General features: G+C 70.0%; 17 protein-coding genes. 11 read left to right on the forward strand and 6 right to left on the reverse strand.

Annotation, left to right across the window (positions count from 1 at the left end; translation table 11 throughout):
- Positions 1–51: 51 nt before the first annotated feature.
- From J3A75_RS20270 to J3A75_RS20295, 6 genes are all read left to right on the forward strand, one after another.
- On the forward strand, positions 52–237 hold the full coding sequence (locus tag J3A75_RS20270; RefSeq protein ID WP_012319908.1) for a twin transmembrane helix small protein: 186 nt from the start codon (positions 52–54) through the stop codon (positions 235–237).
- A gap of 139 nt (positions 238–376) precedes the next feature.
- Positions 377–1,009, forward strand: a complete 633-nt coding sequence (locus J3A75_RS20275) for an acyloxyacyl hydrolase (protein ID WP_012319909.1) — start codon at positions 377–379, stop codon at positions 1,007–1,009.
- Positions 1,010–1,022: 13 nt separating this feature from the next.
- Positions 1,023–1,595, forward strand: coding sequence for a cob(I)yrinic acid a,c-diamide adenosyltransferase (locus J3A75_RS20280; RefSeq protein ID WP_012319910.1), 573 nt, complete (start codon positions 1,023–1,025; stop codon positions 1,593–1,595).
- 169 nt (positions 1,596–1,764) lie between these two features.
- A complete protein-coding gene (locus J3A75_RS20285; protein WP_012319911.1) occupies positions 1,765–2,514 on the forward strand; it encodes an electron transfer flavoprotein subunit beta/FixA family protein in 750 nt (249 codons plus the stop codon).
- A gap of 67 nt (positions 2,515–2,581) precedes the next feature.
- Complete coding sequence (locus J3A75_RS20290) at positions 2,582–3,535, forward strand: electron transfer flavoprotein subunit alpha/FixB family protein (protein ID WP_012319912.1); 954 nt, start codon at positions 2,582–2,584, stop codon at positions 3,533–3,535.
- 183 nt (positions 3,536–3,718) lie between these two features.
- Positions 3,719–4,600 carry a 3-hydroxybutyryl-CoA dehydrogenase gene (locus J3A75_RS20295; protein WP_012319913.1) on the forward strand — a complete coding sequence of 294 codons (882 nt, stop codon included), beginning with the start codon at positions 3,719–3,721 and terminating at the stop codon, positions 4,598–4,600.
- A 42-nt stretch (positions 4,601–4,642) separates the two neighbouring features.
- On the opposite strand, the gene J3A75_RS20300 is transcribed toward J3A75_RS20295, so the two are convergent.
- The 4 genes from J3A75_RS20300 to J3A75_RS20315 form a co-directional block, all read right to left on the reverse strand.
- Positions 4,643–4,948 (reverse strand): hypothetical protein, encoded by a 306-nt coding sequence (locus tag J3A75_RS20300; protein ID WP_012319914.1) that lies wholly within the window; start codon positions 4,946–4,948, stop codon positions 4,643–4,645.
- 114 nt (positions 4,949–5,062) lie between these two features.
- The gene (locus tag J3A75_RS20305; protein ID WP_053620912.1) at positions 5,063–6,076 is read right to left on the reverse strand and encodes an NAD(P)H-quinone oxidoreductase; all 1,014 of its coding nucleotides are present in this window, start codon (positions 6,074–6,076) and stop codon (positions 5,063–5,065) included.
- A 120-nt stretch (positions 6,077–6,196) separates the two neighbouring features.
- Complete coding sequence (locus tag J3A75_RS20310) at positions 6,197–7,438, reverse strand: ABC transporter substrate-binding protein (RefSeq protein WP_012319916.1); 1,242 nt, start codon at positions 7,436–7,438, stop codon at positions 6,197–6,199.
- A 119-nt stretch (positions 7,439–7,557) separates the two neighbouring features.
- The gene (locus J3A75_RS20315; protein WP_024829613.1) at positions 7,558–8,184 is read right to left on the reverse strand and encodes a DUF938 domain-containing protein; all 627 of its coding nucleotides are present in this window, start codon (positions 8,182–8,184) and stop codon (positions 7,558–7,560) included.
- 245 nt (positions 8,185–8,429) lie between these two features.
- On the opposite strand from J3A75_RS20315, the gene kaiC reads away from it, so the two are divergent.
- From kaiC to J3A75_RS20335, 4 genes are read left to right on the forward strand one after another with little or no spacing between them, the layout of a single operon-like run.
- Entirely contained in the window at positions 8,430–10,118 is a 1,689-nt protein-coding gene (gene kaiC / locus J3A75_RS20320) for a circadian clock protein KaiC (RefSeq protein WP_070999806.1), read from the forward strand.
- Positions 10,115–10,456, forward strand: coding sequence for a circadian clock KaiB family protein (locus J3A75_RS20325; RefSeq protein ID WP_209650708.1), 342 nt, complete (start codon positions 10,115–10,117; stop codon positions 10,454–10,456). Before kaiC ends, J3A75_RS20325 begins: the two co-directional genes overlap by 4 nt.
- 8 nt (positions 10,457–10,464) lie before the next feature.
- Positions 10,465–10,770 carry a circadian clock KaiB family protein gene (locus J3A75_RS20330; protein WP_029359961.1) on the forward strand — a complete coding sequence of 102 codons (306 nt, stop codon included), beginning with the start codon at positions 10,465–10,467 and terminating at the stop codon, positions 10,768–10,770.
- Positions 10,770–12,524 (forward strand): PAS domain-containing sensor histidine kinase, encoded by a 1,755-nt coding sequence (locus J3A75_RS20335; RefSeq protein WP_012319921.1) that lies wholly within the window; start codon positions 10,770–10,772, stop codon positions 12,522–12,524. The genes J3A75_RS20330 and J3A75_RS20335 overlap by 1 nt, the downstream gene beginning before the upstream one ends.
- 9 nt (positions 12,525–12,533) lie before the next feature.
- Here J3A75_RS20335 and upp read toward each other — a convergent pair whose 3' ends face one another.
- The gene (upp, locus tag J3A75_RS20340; protein ID WP_012319922.1) at positions 12,534–13,169 is read right to left on the reverse strand and encodes a uracil phosphoribosyltransferase; all 636 of its coding nucleotides are present in this window, start codon (positions 13,167–13,169) and stop codon (positions 12,534–12,536) included.
- Positions 13,170–13,643: 474 nt separating this feature from the next.
- Here upp and J3A75_RS20345 point away from each other — a divergent pair, with 474 nt between their 5' ends.
- Complete coding sequence (locus J3A75_RS20345) at positions 13,644–15,335, forward strand: methyl-accepting chemotaxis protein (RefSeq protein WP_070999807.1); 1,692 nt, start codon at positions 13,644–13,646, stop codon at positions 15,333–15,335.
- A gap of 67 nt (positions 15,336–15,402) precedes the next feature.
- On the opposite strand, the gene J3A75_RS20350 is transcribed toward J3A75_RS20345, so the two are convergent.
- Complete coding sequence (locus J3A75_RS20350; protein ID WP_012319924.1) at positions 15,403–15,864, reverse strand: DUF2852 domain-containing protein; 462 nt, start codon at positions 15,862–15,864, stop codon at positions 15,403–15,405.
- Between the last annotated feature and the right edge of the window lie 11 nt (positions 15,865–15,875).

The raw sequence follows: 15,875 nt of genomic DNA on the forward strand, positions 1-15,875 counted from the left end.
CGACGCGCGGAGCCGGATCGCGGCTCCCGCCCCACCCGGATCTTCGACCGCATGTCGTCCAACACCCTCGTCCTGATCGCCTGCCTGGCCGTCGCGGCCGTCCTCGTCCTGGGCCTCGCCAACATGATGCGCGGCGGCAGCGTCAACCTCTCGCAGAAGCTGATGCGCCTGCGCGTGCTCCTGCAGTTCGTGGCGATCGTGATCATCATGGGCGTGGTCTGGTGGCGGTCCGCCTGAGGGCGGCCGGGGGGGGTGTGACCGCGCCGCCGCACCCAACACCTTTCGATTGGGTAAAGGATGAATTGCCCGCCGCGCTCGGCGGGCCTCTGCTACGCTCGGTAGAAGCAAATCGCTGCGCCTGAACGGCCGAGCCCGCATGACTGCCCCTTCCCGCCTCTGTGTGTTCGGCTTTCTGACCGCGGCGGCGATCCTGCCGGCGGCGGCCGCGGACCTCGCGTCGCCGCCCCCGCCCGCTGCCTACGCGGCGCCCGTTCAGCCGCTCAGCATCGTGTCGGAGATCCGCATCGGCGGCGCGGTGCAGGATCCCGGCAGCGCCGAGGGCAAGCTCCCCGGTTTCAGCAAGGCGAACGTCAACGGCGAGATCCTGTTCGCCAAGCCGCGCATCAGCGACGACCCGTTCTGGCAGGCCTTCGTGCCGCGCCCGACGGTCGGCGGCAGCTACAACACCGGCGGCCGGACCAGCTACGCCTATCTCGGCGCGACCTGGACCCTCGAGATCTTCCCCGAGACCTTCAACCGCCGCGTGTTCCTCGACGGGTTCTTCGGCGGCGTGGCGCATAACGGCTGGACCGGCCCGAAGGCCGAGACGCCCTACGGCTTCAACACCCTCGGCTGCTCGCCGATGTTCCGCGAGGCGGCCGCCCTGGGCTTCCGCCTGACGGAGCACTGGAGCATCATGGCGACGGTCGAGCACATGTCGAATGCCGGGCTCTGCGCCAACAACCGCGGCCTGACCAATTACGGCGGCAAGATCGGCTACACGTTCTGAGGCATTCCCCCCCTTGGTCAAGCTCAACCGCATCTACACGAGGACCGGCGACAAGGGGACGACCGCGCTGGCGGACGGGCAGCGGCGCTCGAAGGCGGACCTGCGGGTCGAGACCTACGGCACCGTCGACGAGACCAACGCCTGTATCGGCATGGCGCGGCTGCACACCCAGGGCCCCCTCGACGGGATGCTCGGGGCGATCCAGAACGACCTGTTCGACCTCGGCGCCGACCTCGCGACGCCGCCGACCCCGGAGCCCCTCCCCTACGAGCCGCTGCGCATCGTGGCGAGCCAGGTCGACCGGCTGGAGCGCGACATCGACGCCCTCAACGCAGCGATCCCGCCGCTGAAATCCTTCGTGCTGCCTGGCGGCTCGCCCGCGGCGGCGGCCCTGCACCTGGCCCGGACCGTCTGCCGGCGCGCCGAGCGGCTGGCGGTCAGCCTCGCGGCGCGGGAGGGCGAGACGGTCTCGCCGGAGGCGCTGCGCTACCTCAACCGCCTGTCGGACTTCCTGTTCGTGGCGAGCCGGGCGGCGAACGCCGATGGCGCCGACGACGTGCTCTGGGTGCCCGGCGCCAATCGCTGAGCCGGCATCGCGGGTTTTCGCGGGGCCGCCACGGCGCCGCGTTGACAAGGCGGAAATGTGGCCGTTACGGTCCGGCGCCTTGCGTGCCCCGGCCACGCTGCGCCTCCGAGCGCCCGTGGGAGTGGCCTGCACGACGACAAGAATCCTCCGGGGAAGGATCGTGACCGCCATGAAGGTGCTGGTGCCCGTCAAGCGGGTGGTGGACTACAACGTCAAGATTCGCGTGAAGGCCGACGGCTCCGGCGTCGAGCTCGCCAACGTCAAGATGTCCATGAACCCCTTCGACGAGATCGCCGTCGAGGAGGCGATCCGCCTGAAGGAGAAGGGCAAGGTCACCGAGATCGTGGCCGTGTCGATCGGCCCGCAGCAGGCGCAGGAGACGCTGCGCACCGCGCTCGCCATGGGTGCCGACCGCGCGATCCTGGTCAAGACCGACGTGAACTGCGAGCCGCTCGCCGTCGCGAAGCTCCTGAAGGCCGTCGTCGAGAAGGAGAGCCCGGAGCTCGTCATCCTCGGCAAGCAGGCGATCGACGACGACTCGAACCAGACCGGCCAGATGCTCGGCGCCCTGCTCGGCTGGCCGCAGGGCACCTTCGCGTACAAGATCGAGCCCGGCGAGGGCAGCCTCGACGTCACCCGCGAGGTGGACGGCGGCCTCCAGACCGTGAGCCTCAGGCTGCCGGCGATCGTGACGACGGACCTGCGCCTCAACGAGCCGCGCTACGCGTCGCTGCCCAACATCATGAAGGCCAAGAAGAAGCCCCTGGAGGAGCTGGCACCCGACGCGCTGGGCGTCGACGTGACCCCGCGGCTCACCGTGCTGAAGACCGCCGAGCCGCCGGGCCGCTCGGCCGGCGTGAAGGTCGCTTCCGCGGCCGAGCTCGTTCAGAAGCTCAAGGTCGAAGCCGGCGTCATCTGATCCGCAGGCGGGGCTCCCGGTCGACGGTCGAGCCCCGCACCACCACCCTCGAGGGCACCCCCAGACCATGACGACACTCCTCTTCGTCGAGCACGGCAACGGCCAGATCAAGGACAGCACGCTGAAGGCGCTCGCCGCCGCCAAGGAGATCGGCGGCCCGATCCACGCCCTGGTGCTGGGCACGGGCTCGAAGGCCGTGGCCGAGGCCGCCGGGAAGCTCGACGGCGTCGAGAAGGTCCTGAACGCCGAGGACGGCGTCTACGACCACGACCTCGCCGAGCCCGTCGCGGCCCTGATCGCCGCCATCGCTGAACCCTACGACACGATCATCGCCTCGGCCTCGACCACGGGCAAGAACGTGCTGCCGCGCGTGGCCGCCCTGCTCGACGTCGCGCAGGTCTCCGACATCATCAAGGTCGTCGCGCCCGACACGTTCGAGCGTCCGATCTACGCCGGCAACGCGATCCAGACCGTGCAGGCGCCCGCCGGCAAGAAGGTGATCACGGTGCGCACGGCGGCGTTCAAGGCCGCGGAAGAGGGTGGCGCCGCGGCGCCGGTGGAGGCCGTGTCGGCGGCCGCGCCCGAAGCGGGCGGCTCGAGCTTCAAGGGCGAGGAGATCGCCAAGTCCGACCGGCCGGAGCTGGCCTCGGCGCGGATCATCGTGTCGGGCGGCCGCTCGCTGGGCTCGTCGGACAAGTTCCACGAGCTGATCGAGCCGCTGGCCGACACGCTCGGCGCCGCCGTCGGCGCCTCGCGCGCCGCCGTCGACGCCGGATACGCGCCGAACGACTGGCAGGTGGGGCAGACCGGCAAGGTTGTGGCGCCGGACCTCTACGTCGCGGTGGGCATCTCGGGCGCGATCCAGCACCTCGCCGGCATGAAGGACTCGAAGGTCATCGTCGCCATCAACAAGGACGAGGACGCGCCGATCTTCCAGGTGGCCGATTACGGGCTCGTCGGCGACCTCTTCCAGGTCGTGCCTGAGCTGCAATCCGAGATCGGGAAAGCCAAGGGCCAGTAACGGAACCGGTTCCGGCAATCCGCGAGCATTGTCGCAGAACGCGGCATCACGGGTTCCTTCCGGATCGAGGATTAGTCTAGAAGGCTGCAACGGCGAGACTTCGCGCGGTGCCGTCGCGTTCGTGCCGCCCCGTGGGCGGCGCGGCCGTGTCGCGGCATTCGCATTGGGGGCACAGGTCGGCACATGCATATGGAGATCAAGCGGGTCGGCATCGTCGGCGCGGGCCAGATGGGCAGCGGCATCGCGCAGGTCTGCGCCACCGCCGGCCTCGATGTCCTGCTGAACGATCGCGACCCCGCCCGGCTCGAGAACGGCCTGACGGTGATCGAGGGCAGCCTCGCGCGCCTCGTCTCGAAGGGTACGCTGACGGAAGGCGACAGCGGCGAGGCCCGCGCGCGCATCGTCCCCGCCCGCGATTTCGCCGCCCTGGAACCGTGCGATCTGGTGATCGAGGCGGCGACCGAGAACGAGGCGACCAAGCGGGAGATCTTCAGCACGCTCTGCGGATCGCTGCGGCCGGAGACCCTGGTGGCGACGAACACGTCGTCGATCTCCATTACCCGTCTGGCGGCCGCGACTGACCGGCCGGAGAAGTTCATCGGCATCCACTTCATGAACCCGGTGCCGGTGATGCAGCTCGTCGAGCTGATCCGCGGCATCGCCACCGAGGACACGACCTACGAGTCGGCCAAGGCGTTCATCGCGAAGCTCGGCAAGACGTCGACGATGTCGGAGGATTTCCCGGCCTTCATCGTCAACCGGATCCTGCTGCCGATGATCAACGAGGCGATCTACACCCTCTACGAGGGCGTCGGATCGGTCGAGTCGATCGACACCGCGATGAAGCTCGGCGCCAACCACCCGATGGGCCCGCTGCAGCTGGCCGATTTCATCGGCCTCGACACCTGCCTGTCGGTCATGCAGGTGCTGTACGAAGGTCTGGCCGATTCGAAGTACCGGCCCTGCCCGCTTCTCGTGAAGTATGTCGAGGCCGGCTGGCTCGGCCGGAAGGCCAAGCGCGGCTTCTACGATTATCGCGGCCCGACGCCGATCCCGACGCGTTGAGCGCGCCAAACGCGGGACGGCCCGTGGCCGTCCCGCGAGCGCTCACTTCGCCGCGCCGCCGTTCGCGCCCGGCTGGGCCGGCTGCGGGTAGGACGGGTTGCCGCCCGGGACGCCGGTGCTGTTCGACGGCGACGCGCCGCTCGACTGGCCGTTGACCGATCCGGTCACCTCCTTGCGCGACGCGTCCTGGCTCTGGCTGGCGTAGTCCTTCGGCGAATTGGCGCCGTTCCACGTGAGCAGACCCACGGTGGCGATCGCCAGCAGGACGAGGCTCGCCACCAGGACCCAGAGCACGGGCTTGCCGCGCTCGCCCTGACGGCTCTCGTTGGGGTTCATTCTCTCGGCCATGTGCAAAACCTTCCTCGGCGGGACGCCACACGCCGGAACGGGCGCTGTGCGACACGATCTCGTTACCGGCCGCCAACGCGGGGCCGCCGAGGCGGGTTCCTGACGGGGCCGGCGCTAGCGCCCGGTCGTCAGCAGGATCTTGCCGAGATGGGCGCTCGATTCCATCAGCTCGTGCGCCTCCCGCGCCCGCTCCAGCGGGAACGTGGCGTGGGTGACGGACCGGATGCGTCCGGCCTCCAGCTCCGGCCAGATGTCCCGGCGCAGGCCGTCGGCGATCGCGGCCTTGTCGGCCTTCGCGCGCGGCCGCAGCGTCGAGCCGGTGAAGGTCAGCCGGTTGCGCATGATCGGCGTGATGTTCAGCCCGTCCACCTTGTAGCCGCCCATCAGGGCGATCATCACCAGCCGGCCGTCCGGTGCCAGCGACTTGAGGTTCCGGGCGAGATAGCTCGCGCCGATCATGTCGAGGATGACGTCGACGCCGCGCCCTTCGGTGAGGCGCTTCACCTCCTCGGCGAAATCCGCCTGCTTGTAGTCGATCGCGGCGTCAGCGCCGAGATCCTCGCAGAACCGGCACTTCTCGGCCGAGCCGGCGGTGGCGAAGACCCGGGCGCCGACGTGCTTGGCGATCTGGATGGCCGTGGCGCCGATGCCGCTCGACCCGCCATGCACGAGGAAACTCTCGCCGCGCGCGAGGCGACCGCGCTGCACGACGTTGGAGTAGACCGTGAAGAACGTCTCCGGCAGGCCGCCGGCGTCGACCAGCGCGACGGCCTTCGGCCGCGGCAGGCAGTGGGCCGCCTCGGCCACAGCGTACTCGGCGTAGCCGCCGCTGATCACCAGGGCGCAGACCTCGTCCCCTTCCGTCAGATTCTCGACCCCGCTGCCGAGCGCGACCACGCGGCCGGCGACCTCGAGGCCGGGAATCTCGGTGGCGCCGGGCGGCGGCGGGTACACCCCCGACCGCTGCGCCACGTCGGGCCGGTTCACACCGGCGGCCACCACCTCGATCAGGACCTGACCGGGCCCGGGGCTCGGCACCGGCGCGGTCTCCAGGCTGATCACCTCCGGTCCACCGGACCCCGCGTAGCGGATCTGGCGCATGCTCCCGGGCAGGTCGGTGGTGGCCATCAGCGATTGTCCTCCGCGCGCACGTCGTGTCGGCCGCGCTCACGGTGTCGCGGTCCGGCTCTACTTGCGGCAACGGGCGCGCTTGGCAAGCCGCGCGCGCGTCACCGGTCCGGTGTGCCGCTAGCGGGCCGCCGCCTTCACGGCGGCCGGCAGTACGATCGCGCCCTGCGCGAGGCTCTTCGGCCAGACCGCGACCTGCTTGCCGTCCTGCCACTGCGCCATCAGGCCGGTGACGAAGCCCGCCCCGTACTTGATCGAGTGGGTGAACGGGTCGTCCTTGCCGTAGAACTGCGTGCGGCCGACGGTGCCGACCCAGTCGGTCTTCTCCAGGGCGTCGACGAGCTTGTCGGCCTCCGTGGTGCCGGCCCGCTTCACCGCGTCGGCCGTGTAGTAGACCTGATCGTACGCCATGTACCCGGCGTAGGACGGGTCGCTGCCGAAGCGCTTCTTGAAGGCGGCACTGAAGGCGAGCGACTTGTCGGTGATCGCGGCACCCGGCACCGCGATGCTCTGGAAGATCACGCCCTGCGTGGCGCCGTTGGTGTTGGCCCAGAAGGTCGAGGAGGTCGCCTGCGAGTTCATGCCGGTCATGGCGAGCGGCACCCGCTGATTCTGCCACTGCACGGTCGGCTGCACGCCGACATGCGAGATGCCGGTGACGATCAGGTCGGGCTTGGCCGCCTCGATCTTGTTGTAGATCGGCGTGAAGTCGCCCGTGTCCGGCGAGAAGCGGATGTGATCGACCACCTTCACGCCGATCTCCGGCAGGCACTTCTCGTAGCCGACGTCGAGCGGCCGGGTCCAGGCGGCGTCCTCGCTCATGATCGCGGCGGTCTTCACCTTCATCAGGTCGATCAGCATGTCCTTGGTCGAGTCGCAGATCGACTGGGCCAGGGCCGCCGAGGTCAGGTAGCCGTGGAAGGTGTACTTGTTGCGGGCGTAGTCCTTGTGGACCGCGAGACTGATCTCGTTCGAGGCCGCGCCCGGCGTGATCATCGGCGTCTTGAGCCGGGCCGCCCAGGGCATCAGCGCCAGCACGACCTCCGAGATGTAGCTGGCGATGACGAGGTTGACCTTGTCCTCGGAGACCGCCCGCTGGAAGGCGCGGACCGCGTCGGAGGCGGAGGACTTGTCGTCGTAGGTGACGACCTGGATCTGGCGGCCGTCGACGCCGCCCTGGGCGTTGATCTCGTCGGCGGCGAGCTGGACGGCCTGCGGGATCGAGGCCCCGACCACCGACTGGGCCTCGGCGATCACCCCGATCTTGATCGGATCGGCGGCCCGCGCCTGCGTCGATCCCAACAATCCGGCCACTGCGAGCAGGGCCAGGGCCCGACTCGAAACGCTGCGTTCCATCGGCATGGGCTTCCTCCTGCGGCCCCTGCGGCTTTTGCCGCCGCATCGGGTCCAGGACCGGATTGTGCATCACGCGGCAGCTTGAATACAGTGTGCAGATACGGAAAGCCGTGACAGACGACGGCTCACCTGTTCGAACGTTCGAAGATCACGCTGAGATTGTTCGCCGGCATCGCTACGCGCCGGATCAGGTCCAGCCCGTGCCGGGCCGCTTCCGCCGCGACGGCGTCGAGGTCCCGCACGCCCCAGGCCGGATCCCGGCCGCGCAGGGAGGCGTCGAAGGCGGCGTTGCTCTCCGCGAAGGGCCGGTCGGCCTCGCGGAACGGGCCGTACAGGAACAGGATGCCGCGCTCGCTCAGGACACGGCCGGCTCCGGCCATCAGCCCCGCGGTGGCGGCCCAGGGCGCGATGTGGATCATGTTGATGCAGACGATCCCGTCGACCCGCGCGACGGGCCAGGCCGCGGCCGCGGCGTCGAGGGCGAGCGGCGGCCGGATGTTGCCGAGCCCCGCGCGCAGCGCGTGCGCGGCGATGCTGCGCCGGGCGGCGGGCTCGGGATCGCTCGGCAGCCAGTCCACGCCCGGCAGGGCCGCAGCGACGTGGACCGCGTGCTCGCCGGAACCGCTGGCGATCTCCAGAACGGTGCCGCTTGCGGGCAGGACCTCGCGCAGGACGGCCAGGATCGCGTCGCGGTTGCGCGCGACCGCCGGCGCCGTCAGGGCGTCGTTCACATCAGCCTCCCAGCCGAGCATGGTTGCCCTCCGTCGGTCTGCGCAGTCCGTCGGCGGGATGCCGGCCGGACGCGTCACGCACCCGTATTGCGCGGGCTGACCCGTTGCCATACCGCATCCCAGCGGTGTTCCGCCCGTACAACGCGCCGTTCGAGCCGTCGTCCGCGTCCGCATCTGCGGATCGGGCCGGTCGGCCCGGCACGGGGGCGAGCGCTGCCGCGCTTCCGGACCAGCCCGCATCCGAGACGTCCAGGATTTCGCCCATCGTGCCCGCTCCGCAAGCCGCCCCGACACTGCCCAAGGTCGCGACGGGCATCACCGGTTTCGACGACCTGACCTATGGCGGCCTGCCGGCCGGGCGGCCGACGCTCATCTGCGGTGCGGCGGGCTGCGGCAAGACGCTGTTCGCCACGACCTTCCTGGTCAACGGCGCGACCCTCTACGGCGAGCCCGGCGTGTTCATGAGCTTCGAGGAGCGGGCCGAGGATCTGGCGGCGAACGTCGCGTCGCTCGGCTACGACCTCGACGGCCTCGTTGCCGCCGGTCATCTCGCCATCGACCACGTGCGCGTCGAGCGGAGCGAGATCGAGGAGACCGGAGAGTACGATCTCGAAGGCCTGTTCATCCGCCTCGGCTTCGCGGTGGACTCGATCGGGGCCAAGCGCGTCGTCCTCGACACGATCGAGACCCTGTTCGCGAGCTTCACCGATCCGGCGCTGCTCCGCGCCGAGCTGCGCCGCCTGTTCGGCTGGATCAAGGATCGCGGCCTGACCGCGATCATCACGGGCGAGCGCGGCGACGGGCCGCTGACCCGCCAGGGCCTGGAGGAGTACGTCTCCGACTGCGTCGTCCTGCTCGACAACCGCGTCGAGGACCAAGTCACCACGCGGCGGCTGCGCGTCGTGAAGTATCGCGGCTCGGCCCACGGCACCAACGAGTACCCGTTCCTGATCGATCACGCGGGGATCAGCGTCCTTCCGGTGACCTCGGCGGAGCTCGACTACGCGGTGCCCGACGGCATCCTCTCCACGGGGATCGCGGGGCTCGACGCCATGCTGGGGCCGCGGGGCTTCCATCGCGGCTCCGGAATCCTGATCTCCGGCGAGGCGGGAACGGGCAAGAGCATGCTCGCCGCCTCGATCCTCGACGCGGCCTGCCGGCGCGGCGAGCACTGCCTGGCCTTCGTGTTCGAGGAGAGCGGCGCTCAGATCATCCGCAACGCGCGCTCGATCGGGCTCGACCTCGCCGCGCACGTGGCGAGCGGCCGGCTCCGCTTCGAGGCCGCGCGGCCGAGCCTGTTCGGGCTGGAGACGCATCTCGCGCGGATGCACCGCGACCTCGACCAGTTCCGGCCGGACGTGGTGGTGCTCGATCCGATCTCCGCCCTGCGCGGGCCGTCGGGCGAGCTGCAGGCGACGCTCCTGCGCATGATCGACCTGATCAAGGTCCGCGGCATCACGGCGATCTTCACCACCCTGCGCGGCGACGACGCCTCGATCGAGGACAACGACCTCGGCGTGTCCTCGCTGATGGACGCCTGGATCAAGCTCCAGAACATGGAGGCGAACGGCGAGCGGACGCGGACGCTCTACGTCATCAAGGCGCGGGGCATGAGCCACTCCAATCAGATCCGCGAATTTCTGATGTCGTCGGGCGGGATCCAGCTGGTCGATGCCTATATTGGTCCTTCAGGTGTCCTCACCGGCACGGCGCGCCTGGTCCAGGAGGCGCAGGAGCGCGCCGCCGCGCAGCAGCACCGGGACGCGGCTGAGCGCAGGCTCCGGGACATGGCGCGCCGGCGCTCCGCCCTGGAGCGCCAGATCGAGGAGCTCAAGGCCGGTCTCGAGGCGGCCGTGGACGAGGAGGAGAGCCTGCGTGCCGAGGAGTCGGCGCGCGGCGTCACGCGCGAGGCGGAGCAGCAGGCGTTGATCGCACGACGGAGTGCCGCGGAATGAGCGATGCGACATCGGACGACCAGGCACCCGAGACGGATCCGGACCGGGAGTCCGGCCACTACCACCTGCGCCTCTACGTTGCCGGGCAGACGGCCAAGTCGCTCGCCGCGCTGACCAACCTGAAGCGGTTCTGCGAGGAGCATCTCTCCGGCCACTACGACATCGAGGTCATCGACCTCATGAAGAACCCGCAGCTCGCCGCCGGCGATCAGATCCTGGCGATCCCGACCCTCGTGCGTCGGCTGCCGTCGCCGCTGAAGCGGATCATCGGCGACCTGTCGAATACCAAGAAGGTGCTGGTCGGCCTCGACATCCGTCCCAAGGCCGACCGGCCTTGAACGCGGCCATGACCCCGTTGGCGGACGCCGAGCGTGTCCGGTTGCGGCTGTTCGTGGCCGGAACCGCGCCGCGCTCGCTGCGCGCGGTCGAGGTCCTGCGCCGCGTCTGCGAGGCCCACATCCCGGGCCGCTACGAGCTCGAGATTGTCGATATCTATCAGCAGCCCGAGCTTGCCGAGCGCGACGGGATCCTCGCCGCCCCCACACTCCTGAAACTGGCGCCGGGGCCGGAACGGCGCCTCTCGGGCGATCTCCTCGACGAGGGCCGCGTGCTCCGCGGCCTCGAGATCGCGTCCGTCGCGGAGCCGTTCTGATGGGTGTGGATGCCCTGCTGCCCGGCGACGAGCCCGGGCTCGACGCCTACCGCGCCCATATCCGCGAACTGGAGGCGCGGCTCGAGGAGAGCGAGGAGACCCTCGCGGCCATCCGTCGGGGCGATTTCGACGCCGTCGTGGTGGAGGGGCCGAACCACGAGCGCCTCGTCTACACGCTCGAGAACGCGGACCGGCCTTACCGGGCGCTGATCGAGCAGATGCAGGAGGGCGCCTTCACGCTGGCGCTGGACGGGACGCTGCTCTACTGCAACCGGCGGCTGGCCGAGATGCTCGGCGAGCCGCAGGAGCGCCTGACCGGCCGCCCGCTCCAGGATTTCGTGCAGGCGGATGTCGACATCGACCGCCTGTTCCGCCGGGCGATGGACAATCCCGTCCGCGAGGAGATCGCGCTGCACGCGGCGGGCTCGGAGAGCGCCACCTTCCTGTCGCTGAGCCGCTTCGCCTGCCAGGGCGGCCAGCCGCTCCTGTGCGGGGTCCTGACGGATCTGACCGAGCAGAGACGCAACATGCTGGCCCTCGCGGAGGCCCATGCCCGCCTCCAGTCCGAGAGCGCCGAGCGCGAGCGGGTGGAGGAGGCGCTGCGTCAGTCGCAGAAGCTTGAGGCGGTGGGCCAGCTGACCGGCGGCGTCGCGCACGACTTCAACAACCTCCTGACGGTGATCAAATCCTCCACCGACCTGCTCAAGCGGCCGGCGCTGCCGGAGGAGCGCCGCCGCCGCTACGTCGAGGCGATCTCCGACACGGTCGACCGCGCCGCCAAGCTGACCGGCCAGCTCCTGGCCTTCGCGCGCCGCCAAGCGCTGAAGCCCGAGGTGTTCGAGGTGGGCGCGTCACTGCGGGCCGTGGCGGAGATGCTCGATTCGGTGACCGGCGCGCGCATCAGCGTGGTGGCCGAGATTCCCGCCGCGCCCTGCTACATCCGCGCCGATCTCAGCCAGTTCGAGACCGCGCTGATCAACATGGCGGTGAACGCGCGCGACGCGATGGGCGGCGAGGGCACCCTGACCCTGACGCTCTCGGGCGACCGGCCCATGCCGGCGATCCGCGGGCACGCGGGATCGCGCAGCACCTTCGCGGCCGTGTCGCTGTCCGACACCGGCATCGGGATCCCGCCCGACGTGCTGCCGCGCATCTTCGAGCCGTTCTTCACCACCAAGGAGATCGGCAAGGGAACCGGGCTCGGGCTGTCCCAGGTCTTCGGCTTCGCCAAGCAGTCCGGGGGCGACGTCGACGTGTCCAGCAGCCCCGGCCGCGGCACGACCTTCACCCTCTACCTGCCGCAGGCGGAAGATGCGCCGGACCTGTCCGCCGCCCCGCGCAGCGAGGAGACCGGGCTCGACGGTGCCAGCCTCTGCGTGCTCGTGGTCGAGGACAACATCGAGGTCGGCCGCTTCGCCACGCAGATCCTGGAGGATCTCGGTCACAAGACCGTCTGGGCGACCAATGCCGAGGAGGCTCTCGTCGAGATCGAGAGGATCCCTTTCCGTTTCGACGCCGTGTTCTCCGACGTGGTGATGCCCGGCATGGGCGGCATCGCGATGGCCCGCGAGCTGAAGCGGCGCCTGCCCGATCTGCCGGTGGTCCTCACCTCCGGGTACAGCCACGTTCTGGCCCAGGAGGGCGTCCACGGCTTCGACCTGATCCAGAAGCCCTACTCGGTGGATCAGCTGTCGCAGACCCTCCGCAACGTCGTCGGCAAGGGCCGTGCCGGAGCCAGGCGCGGCCGGCGCTGAGGCGGACTCCTAGCGGGTGCCGTACATCCGGTCCCCGGCATCGCCGAGGCCGGGGACGATGTAGCCGTGGTCGTTCAGGTGGCTGTCGATCGCCGCGGTCCAGACCGGCACGTCGGGATGGGCGGCCTGGAACTTGGCGAGGCCCTCCGGCGCCGCCAGCAGGCAGACGAAGCGGAGGTCCGAGGCGCCCCTGGCCTTGAGGCGGTCCAGGGCCGCGATGGCCGAGTTGGCGGTCGCGAGCATCGGATCCAGCACCAGCACCGTCCGATCAGCCAGATCGGAGGGCGCCTTGAAGTAGTACTCCACGGCCTCCAGCGTCTCGGGATCCCGGTAGAGCCCGATATGCGCCACGCGGGCCGACGGGACCAGCGACAGCATGCCGTCGAGGAAGCCGACCCCGGCGCGGAGGATCGGCGCCAGGACCAGCTTCTTGCCCTGGATCTGCTGCCCCTGCATCGGCTGGAGCGGCGTCTCGATCGTCACCGGTTCCAGCGGCAGATCCCGGGTCACCTCGTAGGCGAGGAGCATCCCGATCTCGTTGAGGATCTGCCGGAAACCCTTGGTCGAGCGGTTCTTGTCCCGCAGATAGGTGAGCTTGTGCTGCACCAGCGGGTGATCGACCACGGTGACCCGACCCGTCGACATGCCCAACACCTCTCCTCGCGGTTGAGGACCAATGCCGGAGCGGGAGCCGGGGCGCAACTCGTCCTCTCGGACAGCGCGGGGAGACGGGGCCGACGCGGCCGCGCGATCCGAGGCAGGCGTTCCGGCCGTCCCGGGATCACCCCGGCATCGCCGGACGGCTGCAGCCGAGCGGATCGACGCGCGGAGGCCCGGCACAGCCATCAATCATCGTTTCTAAAGAACGCTTTCATTCCGATGAGAAAAATTTGATTCTGAAACGATAGTGTTAATCGCGGTATAAAACATCTGCGCCGGTAATGCGTATGCATTATTTGAAAACAGATCGGACATATAGGCGGTCATTATACCACACATATCGACGATAGATGCCATGAAGGACCGACTTGCGCGTGAAATCAAAGGCTCTAAATGCGATCTTCGGCATCGATCCGATCGATGCGACCGTCTCAGCCTCGGATCTGGCCGATCATCTACATGCGCGTGTCCCTTCCGCTCAAAGTAATATTGGCACTCCTCTTTTCAGGACTTGCCCTGATTTCAGCCGCGCAGGGCAGCCTATCGCTCCATCAGTTGGCCGCGATCGGCGAGGTGGCGACGGCGCTGGCCAAGGACTGGGTCCCCTCCCTCGAGAAGGTCGGCGCGATCGAAGTTGCGGCGTCCGAGGTGCGCATCAAGCAGTACCGGCTCATCCTCCTGTCGGACACGCCGGAGCATCGGGTGATCAACGAGGCAGCCCTCGCGAAGACGCACGCGCAGCTGCGCGACGCGCGCCGCGCCTATGAGCCGCTGATCAGCACCGCCGACGAACGGCAACACTACGACGTCTTCGACGCGGCGTGGAGCCGGTTCGAGCAGGCGGATCGGGACGTGCGGCGCCTGATGGAGGCAGGTCAGCAGGCGGAGGCGGCCAAGCTGCTGATCAAGCCCGAGGTCGTCGCGCTCTACGACAATGCCCGTGCCGCCCTGGCCCGCTTGGTAGACCACGACGAGAAGGCTGCGGCACAGGATGCCGACAGGGCGATGACGCGGATCGACACCGCGTCCGCCGCAGCCATCACCGGCATCGGTCTCTCGCTGGTGTCGGCACTGGCCGCGGCGATCTTCGGCCTGGTCTACATCTCGCGGCCGATCTCCGCGATGACCGGCGCGATGACGCGGCTGGCGCGGGGCGAGGCGGCAACCGAGATCCCGTTCCAGCATCGCCGCGACGAGATCGGCGCCATGGCGGCGGCCGTGCAGGTGTTCAAGGACAACCTGATCCGCAGCCGGCAGCTCGAGGCCGAGGCCGAGGCGGCCCGGCAGGACGCGGAGCGCCAGCGCAGCCTCGTCATGCGGCAGATCGCCGACCGGTTCGCCGACACCGTCGGCGGGATCGTCGCGCAGGTCTCGGCCGCGGCGACCGGCCTGCAGGCGACGGCCCGGAGCATGACCGAGACCGCCGCGCAGACCGCCGAGCAGTCGAGCACCGTCGCGGCCGCGGCCGAGCAGGCGGCCAGCAATGTCGGCACCGTGGCGGCGGCGGCCGAGGAGCTCGGCACCTCGGTCCAGGAGATCGGCCGGCAGGTCGACGGCTCGGCCAGCCTCGCGCGCGCGGCCGTCGCCGAGGCCGATCAGACCGGCGCGCTGGTCCAGGAGCTGAGCGAGGCGGTGACGCGGATCGGCGACGTGGTCGGGCTGATCTCGACCATCGCGGGCCAGACCAACCTGCTGGCGCTCAACGCCACGATCGAGGCCGCGCGTGCCGGTGCGGCCGGTCGCGGTTTCGCCGTCGTGGCCACCGAGGTGAAGGCGCTGGCCGAGCAGACCGCCCGGGCGACCGAGGAGATCGCCGGCCAGATCGGGCGGGTCCAGGCCTCGACCGGTCAGGCCGTGGCGGCGATCGGGACGATCACGGCGCGGATCCGCGACATCGACGGCGTCGCGACCTCCATCGCGGCGGCGGTCGAGCAGCAGGGCGCGGCCACCCACGAGATCGTCCGCAACGTCGGGCAGGCGGCGGCCGGCACCGGCGAGGTCACCAGCAACATCGTCAGCGTCGCGAGCGCCGCCGAGAAGACCGGGGGCGCCGCCGGGCTGGTTCTGGCCGAGGCGTCGCGGCTCTCGGAGCAGTCCGAGCACCTGAACGCCGAAGTGGCGCGCTTCCTGGACCGGGTTCGCGCGGCCTGACGCGGGCCCCCGACGCGCTCCCGACGGCGTCCGGGCCGATCCGCCCGGACGCCGTCGTCTTGAGGACCTAGACCGAGCGGCTGCCGCCCTCGTTCCGGCGCTTGGCCATGAACGCGTCGAACTGCTCGCGATCCCGGGCGCGCTTCAGCTCCTCGACGAAGTCCGAGAAGGCGCGGCTCTCTTCCTCGAGAGCGCGGCGCTGCGCTTCCAGGCGGTCGAGCTCGGCCCGGCGATACTCGTCGAACGCGGCGTTCCCGGTGCCGCCGCGGCGGTTGGCGGCCTCGAAGGCGCGGGCGAAGCGGGACGCGGGACGCCCACCGTCGAACTCGGAGACCGTCCGGCGCGCGGCGTCCCGCAGCTCGGCGAAGGCCGGGTAGCCGGCGAACTTCCAGGCGACCAGCGCGAGGCCGATCGGCCACCAGTAGATGAAGCCGACCACGATCGCGCCGATCTCGAGCGACCGACGCGGGAACGGGCCGGACCGGCAGAGCCTGCCGGTCGCCCAGGGAGAGGAGGATTGAGAGGTCACGGCTGTGCTCC

The organism is Methylobacterium sp. PvP105 (assembly GCF_017876975.1).
GTDB classification, from domain to species: Bacteria; Pseudomonadota; Alphaproteobacteria; order Rhizobiales; family Beijerinckiaceae; genus Methylobacterium; species Methylobacterium radiotolerans.

What these genes read in the sequence shown, in the direction of transcription:
- J3A75_RS20270 (WP_012319908.1), top strand. Translation starts at nt 52, where the DNA reads ATGTCGTCCAACACCCTCGTCCTGATCGCCTGCCTGGCCGTCGCGGCC.
- J3A75_RS20275 (WP_012319909.1), top strand. Translation starts at nt 377, where the DNA reads ATGACTGCCCCTTCCCGCCTCTGTGTGTTCGGCTTTCTGACCGCGGCG.
- J3A75_RS20285 (WP_012319911.1), top strand. Translation starts at nt 1,765, where the DNA reads ATGAAGGTGCTGGTGCCCGTCAAGCGGGTGGTGGACTACAACGTCAAG.
- J3A75_RS20290 (WP_012319912.1), top strand. Translation starts at nt 2,582, where the DNA reads ATGACGACACTCCTCTTCGTCGAGCACGGCAACGGCCAGATCAAGGAC.
- J3A75_RS20295 (WP_012319913.1), top strand. Translation starts at nt 3,719, where the DNA reads ATGCATATGGAGATCAAGCGGGTCGGCATCGTCGGCGCGGGCCAGATG.
- J3A75_RS20300 (WP_012319914.1), bottom strand. Translation starts at nt 4,948, where the DNA reads ATGGCCGAGAGAATGAACCCCAACGAGAGCCGTCAGGGCGAGCGCGGC.
- J3A75_RS20305 (WP_053620912.1), bottom strand. Translation starts at nt 6,076, where the DNA reads ATGGCCACCACCGACCTGCCCGGGAGCATGCGCCAGATCCGCTACGCG.
- J3A75_RS20310 (WP_012319916.1), bottom strand. Translation starts at nt 7,438, where the DNA reads ATGCCGATGGAACGCAGCGTTTCGAGTCGGGCCCTGGCCCTGCTCGCA.
- J3A75_RS20315 (WP_024829613.1), bottom strand. Translation starts at nt 8,184, where the DNA reads ATGCTCGGCTGGGAGGCTGATGTGAACGACGCCCTGACGGCGCCGGCG.
- J3A75_RS20325 (WP_209650708.1), top strand. Translation starts at nt 10,115, where the DNA reads ATGAGCGATGCGACATCGGACGACCAGGCACCCGAGACGGATCCGGAC.
- J3A75_RS20330 (WP_029359961.1), top strand. Translation starts at nt 10,465, where the DNA reads ATGACCCCGTTGGCGGACGCCGAGCGTGTCCGGTTGCGGCTGTTCGTG.
- J3A75_RS20335 (WP_012319921.1), top strand. Translation starts at nt 10,770, where the DNA reads ATGGGTGTGGATGCCCTGCTGCCCGGCGACGAGCCCGGGCTCGACGCC.
- upp (WP_012319922.1), bottom strand. Translation starts at nt 13,169, where the DNA reads ATGTCGACGGGTCGGGTCACCGTGGTCGATCACCCGCTGGTGCAGCAC.
- J3A75_RS20345 (WP_070999807.1), top strand. Translation starts at nt 13,644, where the DNA reads ATGCGCGTGTCCCTTCCGCTCAAAGTAATATTGGCACTCCTCTTTTCA.